This is a genomic window from Streptomyces sp. EDA2-14, assembly GCF_054963755.1.
Map to the genome: position 1 here is coordinate 36,868 of NZ_JBUEGE010000017.1, position 13,553 is coordinate 50,420.

At 71.0% G+C, this 13,553-nt stretch carries 12 protein-coding genes; 3 read left to right on the plus strand and 9 right to left on the minus strand.

Going from position 1 to position 13,553, the window contains the following annotated elements:
* The first annotated feature begins 77 nt into the window (after positions 1-77).
* Positions 78-1,007 carry an ADP-ribosylglycohydrolase family protein gene (locus ACY34M_RS31120; protein WP_462721810.1) on the plus strand — a complete coding sequence of 310 codons (930 nt, stop codon included), beginning with the start codon at positions 78-80 and terminating at the stop codon, positions 1,005-1,007.
* A gap of 65 nt (positions 1,008-1,072) precedes the next feature.
* On the opposite strand, the gene ACY34M_RS31125 is transcribed toward ACY34M_RS31120, so the two are convergent.
* The 4 genes from ACY34M_RS31125 to ACY34M_RS31140 form a co-directional block, all read right to left on the minus strand.
* The gene (locus ACY34M_RS31125; RefSeq protein ID WP_462721809.1) at positions 1,073-2,098 is read right to left on the minus strand and encodes an NAD(P)-dependent alcohol dehydrogenase; all 1,026 of its coding nucleotides are present in this window, start codon (positions 2,096-2,098) and stop codon (positions 1,073-1,075) included.
* Complete coding sequence (locus tag ACY34M_RS31130; RefSeq protein ID WP_462721808.1) at positions 2,095-2,814, minus strand: iron-sulfur cluster assembly protein; 720 nt, start codon at positions 2,812-2,814, stop codon at positions 2,095-2,097. Before ACY34M_RS31130 ends, ACY34M_RS31125 begins: the two co-directional genes overlap by 4 nt.
* 1 nt (position 2,815) lies before the next feature.
* Positions 2,816-3,823: an amidohydrolase family protein gene (locus ACY34M_RS31135; protein WP_462721807.1), complete on the minus strand. Its 1,008-nt coding sequence runs from the start codon at positions 3,821-3,823 to the stop codon at positions 2,816-2,818.
* A gap of 70 nt (positions 3,824-3,893) precedes the next feature.
* Entirely contained in the window at positions 3,894-4,688 is a 795-nt protein-coding gene (locus tag ACY34M_RS31140) for an acetoin reductase (protein ID WP_462721806.1), read from the minus strand.
* Between the two features lie 218 nt (positions 4,689-4,906).
* On the opposite strand from ACY34M_RS31140, the gene ACY34M_RS31145 reads away from it, so the two are divergent.
* Entirely contained in the window at positions 4,907-6,709 is a 1,803-nt protein-coding gene (locus ACY34M_RS31145) for a sigma-54-dependent Fis family transcriptional regulator (protein ID WP_462721805.1), read from the plus strand.
* A 162-nt stretch (positions 6,710-6,871) separates the two neighbouring features.
* On the opposite strand, the gene ACY34M_RS31150 is transcribed toward ACY34M_RS31145, so the two are convergent.
* Positions 6,872-8,284 (minus strand): DEAD/DEAH box helicase, encoded by a 1,413-nt coding sequence (locus tag ACY34M_RS31150; RefSeq protein ID WP_462721804.1) that lies wholly within the window; start codon positions 8,282-8,284, stop codon positions 6,872-6,874.
* Between the two features lie 347 nt (positions 8,285-8,631).
* On the opposite strand from ACY34M_RS31150, the gene ACY34M_RS31155 reads away from it, so the two are divergent.
* A complete protein-coding gene (locus ACY34M_RS31155; RefSeq protein WP_462721803.1) occupies positions 8,632-8,925 on the plus strand; it encodes a hypothetical protein in 294 nt (97 codons plus the stop codon).
* A gap of 52 nt (positions 8,926-8,977) precedes the next feature.
* Here the strand turns inward: ACY34M_RS31155 and ACY34M_RS31160 are convergent, their stop codons facing one another.
* The 4 genes from ACY34M_RS31160 to ACY34M_RS31175 all read right to left on the minus strand — a co-directional run bounded on the left by ACY34M_RS31160 (position 8,978) and on the right by ACY34M_RS31175 (position 13,458).
* A complete protein-coding gene (locus ACY34M_RS31160) occupies positions 8,978-9,382 on the minus strand; it encodes an STAS domain-containing protein (protein ID WP_462721802.1) in 405 nt (134 codons plus the stop codon).
* Positions 9,379-10,476 (minus strand): cobalamin B12-binding domain-containing protein, encoded by a 1,098-nt coding sequence (locus ACY34M_RS31165; RefSeq protein ID WP_462721801.1) that lies wholly within the window; start codon positions 10,474-10,476, stop codon positions 9,379-9,381. The genes ACY34M_RS31160 and ACY34M_RS31165 overlap by 4 nt, the downstream gene beginning before the upstream one ends.
* Positions 10,473-12,056 (minus strand): PP2C family protein-serine/threonine phosphatase, encoded by a 1,584-nt coding sequence (locus tag ACY34M_RS31170; RefSeq protein ID WP_462721800.1) that lies wholly within the window; start codon positions 12,054-12,056, stop codon positions 10,473-10,475. The genes ACY34M_RS31165 and ACY34M_RS31170 overlap by 4 nt, the downstream gene beginning before the upstream one ends.
* Before the next feature lie 235 nt (positions 12,057-12,291).
* A complete protein-coding gene (locus ACY34M_RS31175) occupies positions 12,292-13,458 on the minus strand; it encodes a PP2C family protein-serine/threonine phosphatase (protein WP_462721799.1) in 1,167 nt (388 codons plus the stop codon).
* Positions 13,459-13,553 lie beyond the last annotated feature (95 nt).

Here is a 13,553-nt window from a genome sequence, read left to right on the forward strand (position 1 = left end):
GCGGCACAGCCCAACCTACGCCCGACGACGCAACGGTGTTGCTGAGACACTTTCTTGATGACCAGCAATGAGATGCGATGAAGCGGATTCAGCGGGCCGCAGGCGCGATCGTCGGCTCGGCGGTGGGTGACGCCCTGGGTGGCCCCTTCGAGTTCGGCCCCGAAGGGGCGTTCTCCGCGCGGTTTCCCGTGTCCGGTGCCGATGACGAGATGTGCGGGGGCGGTGGCTGGGACCCCGGCGAGGCGACCGACGACACGCAGATGGCGGTCCTGGTCGCGGAGTCGCTGCTTGAACAGGGCGGACTGGATCTGCCCGACATCTTCGCCCGCTTTCAGCGGTGGGCGGCGGCGGGGCCCAAGGACATCGGACTGCAGACCGAGGACGTCCTGACCAATGGCATGTCCTGGGACCTCGCCGCCGCGATCCATTTCCAGGTCAATCTACGAGCGGCCGGGAACGGCTCCTTGATGCGGGCCTCGACGTCCGCGGTCCACTTCGCGGCCGCCGGGCAGGAAGCCACCATGGACGCGGCCCGCAGGATCGCCGCTCTGACGCACGGTGACCGCGCGGCCTGGGAGGGCACCGCGATTTTCCACGAACTCATCCGCGTCACTTTCGAGGACGCCGATCCCGTCACCGCGCTCCCGGACGTCCTGGCGCACGTCCACCCCGACCACCGTGACCGCTACGCCACCGTTCTCGCACCCGACTGGCACCCCGACCGGGCGACCGAGTTCAACGGTGCCGTCTGGCCCTGTCTGGGCTCCGCCGTCTGGGCCCTGCGTACCACTGCGGGCTTCGAGGAAGCGGTGCGCACGGCGATCGATCTCGGCGGTGACACGGACACCGTCGCCGCGGTGACGGGAGGTCTCGCGGGGGCGTACTACGGACTCGACGCGATCCCCGACCGCTGGACCCGGCCGCTCCATGTTCCGCTCCCCGGATTCGACGGACGGGTGCTCCGCCTGGCCGATCTGCTCGACCTCGCGCACCGCCTCGGCGCCTGAGCCCATTCAATCGGCGTGGAGGGTGGAGGGTCGACTCCACCATCTGGTGGGCGCGTTCGGGGCGTTCACGGTGTGAGGATCGCTCGGCCCCGGATACGGCCGCCCTCGAGGTCGTCCAGGGCGTCCTGGAAGCGGTCGAGGGGGTACTTCGCGGTGTGCAGGCGTACGCGGTTCTGTGCGGCCAGGACCATCAGTTCGCACAGGTCGTTGTAGGAGCCGACGAGGTTGCCGATGAAGTTGATCTCGGCGGAGATGATGTCGATGGTCGGGACGTCGATGTTCTCGCCGTAGCCGACCACGTGGTAGTCGCCCGCCTGGCGCAGCATGGCGACACCTTCCTTCGTGGAGCCGCCCTCGCCGACGAAGTCGACGACCGCCTCCGCCCCGTGTCCGCCCGTCAGTTCGCGCACCCGGTCGATGTGCCCGCCGTCCGCGACGATGCCGTGGTCGGCGCCGATGGAGGTGGCGAGGGCCACCGCGTCGGGGTTGCGGTCGACGACGAGGAGTTCGGCGGCGGTGAGGGCCTTGAGAACCTGTACGCCGATGTGCCCGAGCCCGCCCGCGCCGATCACGACGCAGCGGTCCCCCGGCCGCAGCTTGCGGGCCGCCTTGGCCGCGGCGTGGTACGCCGTGAGGCCCGCGTCGGCGAGCGCCGCGACGTCGGCCGGTTCGAGGGAGTCGTCGATCCGCACGACGCTGCGCGCGGACGTCTTCAGGTACTCGGCGTAGCCGCCCGCCGTGTCGATGCCCGGGAACTGGTTGTTCTCGCAGTGCACGTCGTCGCCCGCCCGGCAGGCCCGGCACAGCCCGCAGGTGATCAGCGGGTGCACGATGACCTTGTCGCCCTCGGAGACGTTGGTGACGGCGCTGCCGACGGCGTGGACCCAGCCGGCGTTCTCGTGGCCGATCGTGTAGGGCAGTGTCACGCCGGACTTCTGCGCCCACTGCCCTTCCAGGATGTGGATGTCGGTGCGGCACACACCGGCGCCGCCGATCCTGACGATCACGTCGAACGGGCCGGTGATTTCGGGAGCCGGGACTTCGGCCATTTCGAGGTTCTTGCCGTAGCCCACGACCTGAACTGCCTTCATGAGACTTTCTCCTTCGATTGGTCGGCCGCGGAGTGCGGGTACCGGGTGCGCAGCAGCCCCCGGCAGAAGTGCGCGTTGCCGTCGATCGAGACCCGGACCGCACGGGCGAAGCGCAGCCGGAGCGGGATCTCGCCCGGCGGGACGCGTCGCCCTTCCTCGTCCACCAGTACCGGGTCGGACGGTGCCACGCCCAGGCCGAGCGCTTCCCGTCGGCGCAGCAGCGCACTGGAGGCCGCCGCGTCCGGGAGGTCGTCGAGGACCACGGCGTGCAGGTCTTCCTCGGTGAGGTCGGGGTTCTCGCGGAGCAGGAGGGTCAACGCCCTTTCCATCGCGGCGGCATGGGCCTTGCGGCGGAACGTCAGCCGCAGCGCCTCCAGGTCCTTCTCCGCCTCCGCGCCGAACGTTCCGCAGTAGCCCGCGTCCGCCGCGAGCCCCTGGTTGATCAGGTCCGAGTCGTGGTGGTCGTCGAGCAGCACCACGACGTCCCGTGTCCAGGGCAGCGCCGTCAGCGCGTCCTTGGAGTCCGAGGCCATCAGGTACGCGAAGTTGGGCGCGCAGAACGACGTGGGGAGCCTGAGCCGGACGGTGAGCGCCCCGTCGGGGGTCAGCGTCACTGAGCGCACGAAGCCCAGATCGGTGATCGGCTCGTCCAGCTCCGGGTCGAGGACCGTGTCCAGTGCGGCGCGCGCGGAGCATTCCCGTGCGGCGACGTCCATGTCAGGCCACCGCCGCTTCGTCGACGCCGACGTCGAGGCCCGCCGGGACCTCGATGTCGTACATGGCCGCCGCGTTCAGCCCGAGGATCTTCTTCTTCTGTGCCAGGGTGATCGGCGCGTACTCGGGCTGCATGTCCTCGGGGATCTGGAAGTCGACGAACCGCTCGATCAGCCAGCGGGGCGTCCAGAGCGCGTAGTCGCTGGAGAACTGGATGCGGTCCTCGTCGAGCCAGTAGAGGAGTTCGCCGATGATCTGCGCGAAGTAGCGCGGCCTGCTGTGGATGAAGGGGATCGCGACGGCGAGGCCCGCGTGCACGTTGGGCTCCTGCGTGGCGATCCAGCAGAAGTCCTCCAGGCGCGGCAGTCCGCAGTGTTCGACGACGAAGTTCATCTCGGGGAACTGCGTGGCGGCCTTGTCGACATCCGCGACGTCGAAGGCGTCCCGGTCGAGCGGCCGGATCGTCGGCCCCTTGTGGATGTGGATGTTGTTGATCCCGAGTTCCTGGCAGACCTCGAGATAGCGGTACGTCCACGGGTCGTCGAGCTTGTAGCCGCGGCTGTCTCCCTTCCACTCGGCGGTGTACAGCTTGACGCCCTTGAGCTGGAACCGCTCGGCGTCGCGCCGCAGTTGGTCGAGGCCCTTCTGCTCGTACCGCGGATCCCATGAGTGGTTGTACGTCAGCTTGTCGGGGTGCTTCTGGGTGAGCGCGAAGGCTTCCTCGGTCTGCCCGAAGCCGCTCCGGTAGAACGCCCCGAGGCGCGCGGGCTGGAAGATGGCGTGGTCGACGTAGCCGTCGTCGAAGAGGTCCTTCATCAGGCGCTCGCCGCCCTGGTAGAGGTACTCCTCGTACGGCCACACCTCCGACTCCGGGCTCAGGTTGCGGTGGTAGTCGTAGAAGCAGTCGATGAACTGCTTGCCGTGGATGTTGAGTTGGTTCTCGGGCCGCGCGTCCCAGAGTGCGACGTGCGCGTCGACGATGAAGTAGTTCTCGCCGTCCTTGGAATACATGTCTCTCCTCGATTCACGGGTTCGCGGTTCGCGTGCGGTGGCCGACCGGGTGTGAGGGCGACGCGGCGCGTCAGGAGAACTGGATTCCGCCGTCGATCATGACGGACTGGCCGGTCATGTAGTCCGAGTCCGGCGAGGCCAGGTACGAGACGAAGGACGCGACGTCGGTCGGCTCCTCGACGCGGCCGAGCGCGATGGCCTCGGCGTACTTCTTGATGGCCCGGCCCTTCTGCAGGCCCTCCTCCTGCGCGAGGCGTTCGTCGATGAGGTCCCACATGTCGGTGCCGACGATGCCCGGGCAGTACGCGTTGACGGTGATGCCGTGCTGGGCCCACTCCATGGCGGCGGCCTGGGTCAGACCGCGTACGCCCCACTTGGACGCCGAGTAGGTGCCGAGCAGCGCGAAGGGGCGGTACGCGACGATCGACGCGGCACCGATGATCTTGCCTCCGCCGCCCTGGGCGATCATCTGCCGGGCGGCGGCCTGGTAGGAGAGGAAGACGCCGCGCAGGTTGACGGACATGATCTGCTCGAACTCGTCGAGCCCGGTGTCGAGGAGCGGGGTGACCCTGGCGATACCGGCGTTGGCGACGTAGACGTCGACCCGGCCGAAGCGGGCCGCCACCTCGTCGACGAGCGCGTCGGTCTGCTCCTTGCTGGACACGTCGGCGTGCACGGCGAGGGCCTTGCGCCCGGCCTTCTCGATTCCGGCCGCCACGTCGTTCAGCTCCTCGCTCATGCCGGGGAGGTCGGCGACGGCCACGTCGAGTCCGTCCTTGGCGAGCCGTTCGGCGATGGCACGGCCGATGCCGCGGGCGGCGCCGGTGACGATCGCGGTACGGGGTGCGTTCTCGACGGAAGTCATGGGGGCTCCTGTGCTCGACGGCGGGCCGCCGCATCCGGTGTGCGGCGCTGTCCATCAGCGTGGGGGCCGGGCGAGCCGTCGAGTTTTTCAATGTGGAACACACGGGGCCCGCACCCGGTATCGGGACGGTGAAAACGCACATGACCTCTTGGCGAACGGTCCGTTGACTGGTACGAACACCTTCGTAATATGGCGGAAACACGCCCATCGGAGGCGCCATGCTCAGTGACAGCACGGAGCGGGACCGGACCATCGCACGAGCGCGCCTGCAGTTCCTCACCAACGCGGAACCGCCTGCGCCGTTCGTCCCCGAGGGCATCCGCAACTCCTGGCAGCGTTCCAAGTACCTGGGGGTCGGCACGGACGAGGTGGTCGCCCCCTACCAGCCGGACTACGACCGGGAGAGCCGCCTGGTCCGTGCCGCGACGCCCGTCCTCGACCGCCTTGAACGGACGCTGGCGGGTTCGGACGCCTGTGTGATCGTGACGGACCGCAAGGGCTGGGTGCGCGACCGGCGCGTCGGCGAGAAGCGACTCTCGGCGCACCTCGACCGGGTCCACCTGGCCCCCGGCTTCAACTACGCCGAACAGTTCGTCGGCACGAACGGCATCGGGGTCGCCCTGGAGGAGCGCCGCCCCAACGTCGTCCTCGGCACCGAACACTTCAACGAACGGCTGCAGGGCGTCTCCTGCGCCGCCGCCCCGATCCGCAACTCGGTCACCGGTCGCGTCGAGGGCGCCATGAACCTGACGTGCTGGAACGGTCCGGCGCGCACGCTCATGGCGGCCCTGGTGCAGGAGGCCGCGAGCGACATCGAGCGCGTGATGTACGAGTTCAGCAGCTCGCACCAGCGGGCGCTCCTGGAAGCGTTCCAGCAGGTGAGCCACTACGGCGACCGGCCGGTGCTCTGTCTCGGGCAGGATCTCGTGCTCGCCAACTCCGCCGCCTCCGCGCGGCTCACGGGCGACGACCACCGGCTGCTGCACGAGGCCGCCGCCGGCCCGGGGCACGCGCCGCGCACCCGCCAAGAGGTGCGGCTGACCGGCGGCGAGACCGTCCTGATGCGCTGCCGCCGGGTCGACAGTTCGGCGGGTGCGGCCGGATATCTGCTGGAGCTGTCCTTCGCGGACCGCCTCTCCGGCCCGTCCCGCGCTCCGGCCGGCGTCCCGTACCGGGCGACGGAGGACGCGACCCGGCCGTGGCCGCTGCCGGGGCTGGCCGGAACGGACCCGTCCTGGAACACCGTCTCCCGTACGGTGTCGCGCTGCGCCCGCGACCGGACGCCGCTCCTGCTGCACGGCGAGCCCGGCACGGGGAAGGTCTCGCTGGTCGGCGCCGCGCACGCGCTGACGGGAGCCGCCTCTGTGCCCGTCGTCGTGGATGCCGCGGCCACCCGCACCGACGCCGGGAGCGACCTGCCGACCGTGCTGCGCGAGGCGCACACCGGTCCGGGCCGCGCCCTGGTCCTCCGGAACGTCGACGCCGTCCCGGCCGAGCAGGCGCCCGCCGTCGCCGGGGCGTTGGAGACCGCGGCGGCGCACGGCACCTGGGTCGTGGGCACGCTCCGGCGTGCGCAGGGCGTACCGGAGCCCCTGCGGCGCTGTTTCGTCGAGGCGGCGCCGGTGCCCGCCCTGCGGCACCGCCTCGCGGACCTCCCCGCCCTGGTCGACTGTCTGCTGCGGCGCATCGGCGCGGGCGTCGAGTGCGCACCGGAGGTGCTGCCGCTGCTGCGCAGGCACGACTGGCCCGGCAACGTAACGCAACTGGACGTCGCCCTGCGCGAGGCCGCCGCGGGCCGCCGCACCTACCGCATCGAGCTCCGCGATCTGCCGCCGTCCCTGCACAGTGCGGGCGGCCGGTCGCTGAGCCCCTGGGAGGCGTCCGAACGCGACACCTTGGTGCAGGCGCTCCTTGAGACGGACGGCAACAAACTGCTGGCGGCGCAGCGGCTCGGCATCTCCCGTACGACGATCTACCGCAAGATGCGGGCCTACGGCATCACGCTTCCCGCCCGCGGCTGAATCGGGGCGCCCGCCCACGAGTCGGCGGGCGCGCTCTCCCGCATGACGATCGCGTCCGTGTCCGGACTTGGCGCGCACGCGGCGGCGACGCGATCCGCCGTGCGTTCGAGGAGGCTCACGAGACGCGCGCGCAGTGAGCCTCCTCGGGTGCCCGTCGAAGGCTCAGCCCCCGCGCCGCACCCGCGCCGCCTTCCGCGCCTCCGCGAGCTTGCGGGCCTCGTTGGTCTTGCGGGAGCCCCGGCCGCCCGAGCCGGAGCCGGTGGCGGAGCCGCTCTTCGGGTTCTTGGTGCTGCCCATGCCGCGGAACGGGGTGTTCTGGTTCTTGGGGCGGGCGGCGGGGCCGCCGTCGAGGGGCTTCCCGGACGGGGCCTTCGCTCCGGTGATACGGCTCAGCTCCGCCTCGCCGGAGCGCACCTTGGTGACCTTGGGCCTGACGTCGGCGTCCGTCAGGACCTGGCTCGTCTCGCGGCGCTGGCCCGACAGGGCGAGCGTCACGACGGTGCCGGAGCGGCCTGCCCGGGCCGTGCGGCCGGCGCGGTGCAGATAGTCCTTGGGGTCGGTCGCCGGGTCGACGTTGACCACGAGGTCGAGGTCGTCGACGTGCAGGCCGCGCGCGGCGACGTTGGTCGCCACGAGGGCGGTGATCTCGCCGTACTTGAACTGGGCCAGGGTCCGGGTGCGCTGCGGCTGGGCCTTGCCGCTGTGCAGGGCGGCGGCGGCCACGCCGCTCGCGCGCAGATGCCGGGTGAGCTGGTCGACGCCGTGCTTGGTGTCGAGGAAGAGCAGGACGCGGCCCTCGCGGGCGGCGATCTCCGTGGCGACGGACCACCGGTCCGGTCCGTGCACGACGAGGACGTGGTGCTCGATCGCGGTGACCGAACTGGACGAGGGGTCCACGGAGTGGACGGCCGGGTCGCGCAGGTAGCGCCGCACCAACTGGTCCACGTCGCCGTCGAGGGTGGCGGAGAACAGCATGCGCTGCCCGTCGGGCCGCACCTGGTCGAGGGCTTCGGTGACCTGCGGCAGGAATCCCATGTCGCACATCTGGTCGGCCTCGTCGAGGACCGTGATGCGGACCCGGCCGAGGCGGCAGCCCTTGCGCTCGATGAGGTCGTGGAGGCGGCCCGGCGTGGCGACGACGACCTCGGCGCCGTCCCGCAGCGCGGCGGCCTGCCGTCCGATCGACACCCCGCCGACCACGGTCGCGAGCCGCAGCCGCAGCGCCTCGGCGTACGGGGTGAGCGCCTCGGTGACCTGCTGCGCCAGCTCCCTGGTGGGCACCAGTACGAGGGCCAGCGGTTCCTTGGGCTGTGCGCGCCGCCCGGCCGTCCGGGCGAGCAGCCCCAGGCCGAAGGCGAGCGTCTTGCCGGAGCCGGTGCGGCCCCGGCCGAGGACGTCACGTCCCGCGATGGCGTTCGGCAGCGCCGCCGCCTGGATCGGGAACGGCTTGGTCACCCCGTGCTCGTCGAGTGTGCGCAGCACCGCTGCCGGCAGTTCGAGCTCAGCGAAGGACGTCACGGGAGCGGTGCCCGGCGCATCGTCCTGCTGGTTGTCGGCATGTGCTGATTCGCTCACTGAGAGCCTTCCTGTGAAGGGACCGTCCCGAGGCAGGAGCGGCGGGGACGCGGCACCCGGGTCGGAGACATCGAACGGAGCTCCGACGTTTGGCCGCCGAAAGCGTTCAACGCTAGCACGGGAGCCGGTCGTACGCCTCTGACCTGCTGCTTCACTCCTCGGCGGCTCCGGCGCCGAAGGGCCGTGCGGTCCTCGCGATACGCCATCCCTTGATCGACCGACGTACTTGTCTTCGATTGCGGAACACCGCGGGGTCCGTCGCACGGGTGGCACCAGGCGTGCGCACCACGGACCGGGGCAACGGGCCAGAACGACAGAGAGAGCGGCTGATGAAGGAAGGAACGCGCATGTCACTGGAGACCCCGTCCCATCCGTCGGCCACGCTGGAAGCCCTCACGCTTCTGCGCGGCTCCCTGGAGGACGGATACACGCCCGCGTCCATGGCCCAACTCGACTCGGCCGTGCTTCGCTTGAGACAGCGTCTCGGCAACGACGCCGCGGCCCACTGCGCCCTGCTGTGGGCGATGACGCACACGGCGGAGCTGAGCGTGGGCGTCGCGGCGCAGGCGTACGACCTGGATCCCGGCTCCGTACTGGATCAACTGACCGTCGGGCTGCGGGGTGTCGACCACGTGCAGTGACGCCGGACGATCTGTACGAATACGACTGAGAGGCGCTCGGCCCTGTGCCCCCTCAGTGTGAGGTGTCCTCGCGCTGAGGGGGCTTCGTTTCGGCGACGCCCGACTCCTGGTCGACCGTCGTCGGTCCGGTCTCGCCCACGAGGTGGTCGAAGGTTCCGGTCACGTCCAGGAACCGGTCCAGTCGAGCGGAACGTTGGGTCAGGCGCAGGGTGGCCCCGAGTCCGTCGAGGCGCCGGCGCAGCGACAGGAGGACGGACAGGCCCATGGGGTCGACGGTGTGCAGATCGGCGCAGTCCAGGAGCACGGTGCGCGTGGCGGGGTGCTCGACCAGCGCCCTGGTGACGTGATGAGTGAGGTGGCCGCTGCTGTCGTGGTCGAGCGCCCCTGCTGCCCGCAGGGTCAGTACGCCGCCGGAGATCCCGACAGTGGTCACGTTCAGGGCTGCGTAGAAGGTCATGCGGGGTGTCCGGGTCGGGGGGCGGTCAGGGCTTCGCGGGCCGCGGTCAGGACGGCCGTGGCGCGCGGAAAGTCGTTGAGCTGGTTCAGCAGCGAGTCGAGGGCCGGCAGCAGGCTTCGGGACGGGACGCCGCGGCTGCGGAGGATGTCGGCGGTCCAGGTGATGAACCCGCTGAACAGTTCGGCGTCGTCGACGTACAGGGCGGTGCCGAGGTGGGTGACGATGTGGTCGATGTCCTCGGTCGTGCGCTCCAGTTGGTACGTGTTGTAGGCGCGCATGGGCGGGAAGGCGCTCTCGACGTCGACGAGGATCTGCTTGATCAGCCGTCGCTTCGACTGTCTGACGAAGGTGAATTCCTGGTCGCTGAGGTGCGGCAGGTCGAGGTCGGGCAGCCGGGCCGCCGCCACGGACGGGCGTGGGAGCCCGCGTTCCAGGAGGGTGTGCGCGCTGCGGGCGTCGGCTGCCCACGCGGCCCGCATCCGGTGTGCGTAGCGGCCCTGCGGTCCGAACGCGGCGCCGCCGACCATCACCGGGACACCGGCGGCCTGGCAGGCACTGATCGCGGCGTGGGCGGTGGGCAGGTGCGAGGGGATCGACGAGGAGAGCAGCACGGCGTCGGCGGCGCGCTGATGGAGGTGGGCGACGAGGTGCTCCGTGGGTACCTGCGCCCCGAGGTGGTCGACGCCCCAGCCGCGCAGCCGCAGGACTTCGGTGACCAGGCGGGCGGGCAGGGCGTGCCATTCCCCGTCGACGCACGCCACCGTCACCCGGCCCCGGACCGGGGCGTCCGGCGCGGGGGCGGCCAGGTCCGCGACCGCGCTGACGCACCGTTCGTTTATGGCGGTGGCCGCGTGCTCCTGTGCCACCGAGATCGTGTTCGCCGCCCACTCCACGCCCACGCGTGCCTGGACGGGCGCGATCAGGTCGAGGAGGACGCGCTCTGCCGCGGCCGACACCTGCGCGGGTTCACCCTCGCCGACGGCCCGGGACACCAACGCCACGGCGCGTGTGTCGTCGCAGCCGATCGCGGCGTCCCACAACTCCTCGCGCAGCGCGCCGCAGTCCAGTGACTCCTCGGCCGTGTCCGTCGTCATGCGGTGAACCTGCCCCTGGTGTGTCCGTCCACCGCGGTGAGGTGGGTGGATCGTGGTGCGGTGATCGCCAGGAGCGCCATGTCGTCGTGGGGGCCGTCGCCGACCCACTGGGCGGCCACCATGTGCACATGTTCCGTGACGGCGTCCGCCGGCAGCCCGGCGCACTCGGCGAGCACGGACCGCAGCCGCTCCTCCCCGAACATGCGGTCGCCCAACGGGCCGCCGTACGCCTCGGTGATGCCGTCGGAGTACATCAGACAGGTCTCCCCCGGTTCCAGGACGACCGTCGCCGTGTCCACCGTCATCTCGGGCAGCACACCGACGAGCGTGCCGCGGGTCCTGGCCTCCTCGACGCGGCCGTCGGCCCGCAGGATGAGGGGCGCGGGGTGTCCGCCGCTGGTGAGCCGCAGCCGCACCCGGCCCTGCCTGCGCACCGCGGACGCGAACACCATCGTCGCGAAGCGCGTGTGGTGCGAGGTCAGCAACGCGTTGTTGAGCAGGGTCAGTACGCGGGCGTGGTCGGCCGCGAAGGGCAGCAGCGCCTGGACGGTGTTGCGGATCTTCCCGGTCAGGACGGCCGCTTCCAGCCCCTTGCCGCACACGTCGCCCAGTACCGCGAACGCCTCGCCGTCCTCGCTGTCCGCGGCGTACACGTCGTAGAAGTCGCCGCCCACCCGCTCGCTCGCCGCCGAGGGGCGGTAGCGGCCGGAGAAGTCGATGCCCTGGGTCCGCCCGAGGGCCGGCGGCAGCAGTTCCTGCATGAGGACGCTGGTGATGTGTGTCTGCTCCGCATGGATCCGGGCGGCCGAGAGGCCCGCTCCCGCGCGGGCGGCGAACAGCCGGGCGAAGGCCTCCTCGCTCTCGGTGAACGCCGTTTCCTTGCTGTGGCGCATCAGTACGACGGCGCCCGCGGGCAGCCCGTGGCCGGGGAGCGGCACCACGGCCACCGAACCGATGTCGGCCGGGTGCCCGGTGAAGCCCTCGGGGACGGCCCACGCGGGCATCTGGGCCGGGTCGATCCACCGGGAGGGCACCGGGGGAAATCCCAGCAAAGCCTCGGTGAGGCCGGGCAGTTCGTCGGTGTTCACGGCGATGCGGCCCCGCGTGACACGGCCGTCGCACGCCCAGACCACCGGGTGCGTCCGGCCGCTGCCGACGCCGACGATGACCGCCGCGTCGGCGAGGTGCTCGGCGGCGAGCGAGGCGGTCACCTCCATGCACCGGTCCACGTTCAGGGAGGCCAGCAGTTCGTTGGAGGCCTCCTGGAGGAGGCGGGAGCGGGTCCGCTCGCTGGTCAACTGCTCGCGGGCGAAGCGGAGATCGCTGTCGTCGACGAGCCACCAGGACACCGTGCCGTTCGTGCCGCGGCTGGGAAAGGCCTCCACCGTGCGCTCGCCGACGCGGCCGCACGCCACGACGGGCGGCCCGTCGCCCGCGCCCATGAGGACGTCGCTGTGGGCGTCGGCCAGCCAGGCGGGCACCGTGTCCACCAGGAGGGCGCCGACCCGTACTCCGTCGAGGAGGGCCCGCGCCTGGTCGTTGCAGGACAGGATGCGGCCGACCGGGCTCACCGTCAGCATCGGGTGCGACGTATCCGGTCCAGGGGTGGATGCCGTGTCGTGGGGGCCCAACGGCTCCGTGGAGGAGACCATCACTTGGGGCCCGGCAGAGACGGGCCCCCACCACCCTTCGCTACGAGTCTGGGGACAGCAAACGACGCTGTGATCAATGGACTTGCCCTGCTCCGAGCGCAACCCAAAGCCTGACAGTTTCCATACGGCAACAGTTGCATGCTGGGGGCACTCGGGGCAACCGTCAACCCGCGCGGCCTGTCCAGTCCAGGCAGACCACGAGTGCGTCGTCATCGGCATCGGTGTTCAGATGCGTCGCCAACTCCCGGAGCACAGCCCCGGGCACGGCGGACGCAGGGAGCAGACGGGCGGCCTGTATCGCACGCGAGAGCATCTTCTCCCCGTACGCCTCCCCCGCCGCGGACAGCGCGTCGTAGACACCGTCGCTGACGAACAGCAGGCGGTCGCCCGGCAGCACCGTGAACTCCTGCGCGACGTAGTCGGTCTCCTCGAACATCCCCAGGGGCAGCTGCGCCTCGAAGGGGATCCGCTCGATTTCCCTGCCCCGCTGCCGCCACAGTTGGGGCGATCCGGCGTCCACCACCTGCACACGGCCCGTCGCCACCTCGAAGGAGAGGAGCAGCGTCGAGACGTACTGCTCCCCGCGGTGCTGGGCGTGGAGCGCCTGGTCGGCCAGGGCCGCCTGGTCGGCGATGCCGATGCCGGCCCGCCGGGCGTTGCGCAGCGCGTTGACGGCGAGGTTGGTCAGGAGCGAGGCGGCGATCCCCTCGCCCATGCCGTTCGTGATGGTGAGGGTGAGCGTCTCGCCGGTCGCCGCCCAGTCGAAGTTGTCTCCGTGGATGGCGTACGCGGGCTCCAGCTGGGCGCCGATCGCGTATTCCGTACGGGTGTAGGCGCGCCCCGGCAGCAACTGCCACTGCATCTCGGCGGCCAGGGTGAGCCGGCTCGCCCTGCGGGCCTGCAGATAGACGTCGGTGTCCCGGTCCGCGACGACGATCTCGTGGCCGAGGATCTCCGCGAGGGCGGTCAGCTCCTCCACGTCCTGCGCGGTGCACCTCTCTTCGGGGACGCGCACGCAGAGAATGCCGAGCCGGTCGCCCCGTACGGTCACCGGCAGATACAGGTCGACCGCTCCCCCGTCGCCGACGGTGCGGCTGTGCGGGTCCTGGCTCGCGAAGGCGCGGCCCGCGGGGCTGGCGTGCACGGGCAGCGGCTCGGTGGTGTGCGGCAGTTCCGTCACCGGCTGCAGCACGGTGAGGCCGTAGTCGGCCAGCAGCAGGTCGACGCTCAGGGCCGCGTAGTGCCCGGTCAGCGCCGCCCGCACGGTATCCAGGAGATCGAACGGCGCGGCGGTGCGGACAGCGCGCTCCGCGGCGAGGAAATGCGTCACGGCAGCCTTCTTCGATGGGTGGGGAGAGATACCGGCTGCCGGGCGGGAACGTCAATGCACGGGAATGTTGCCGTACGGCAAATGATTGGGGCAGT

What these genes read in the sequence shown, in the direction of transcription:
- ACY34M_RS31120 (WP_462721810.1), top strand. Translation starts at nt 78, where the DNA reads ATGAAGCGGATTCAGCGGGCCGCAGGCGCGATCGTCGGCTCGGCGGTG.
- ACY34M_RS31125 (WP_462721809.1), bottom strand. Translation starts at nt 2,098, where the DNA reads ATGAAGGCAGTTCAGGTCGTGGGCTACGGCAAGAACCTCGAAATGGCC.
- ACY34M_RS31130 (WP_462721808.1), bottom strand. Translation starts at nt 2,814, where the DNA reads ATGGACGTCGCCGCACGGGAATGCTCCGCGCGCGCCGCACTGGACACG.
- ACY34M_RS31135 (WP_462721807.1), bottom strand. Translation starts at nt 3,823, where the DNA reads ATGTATTCCAAGGACGGCGAGAACTACTTCATCGTCGACGCGCACGTC.
- ACY34M_RS31140 (WP_462721806.1), bottom strand. Translation starts at nt 4,688, where the DNA reads ATGACTTCCGTCGAGAACGCACCCCGTACCGCGATCGTCACCGGCGCC.
- ACY34M_RS31145 (WP_462721805.1), top strand. Translation starts at nt 4,907, where the DNA reads ATGCTCAGTGACAGCACGGAGCGGGACCGGACCATCGCACGAGCGCGC.
- ACY34M_RS31155 (WP_462721803.1), top strand. Translation starts at nt 8,632, where the DNA reads ATGTCACTGGAGACCCCGTCCCATCCGTCGGCCACGCTGGAAGCCCTC.
- ACY34M_RS31160 (WP_462721802.1), bottom strand. Translation starts at nt 9,382, where the DNA reads ATGACCTTCTACGCAGCCCTGAACGTGACCACTGTCGGGATCTCCGGC.
- ACY34M_RS31165 (WP_462721801.1), bottom strand. Translation starts at nt 10,476, where the DNA reads ATGACGACGGACACGGCCGAGGAGTCACTGGACTGCGGCGCGCTGCGC.
- ACY34M_RS31170 (WP_462721800.1), bottom strand. Translation starts at nt 12,056, where the DNA reads ATGCTGACGGTGAGCCCGGTCGGCCGCATCCTGTCCTGCAACGACCAG.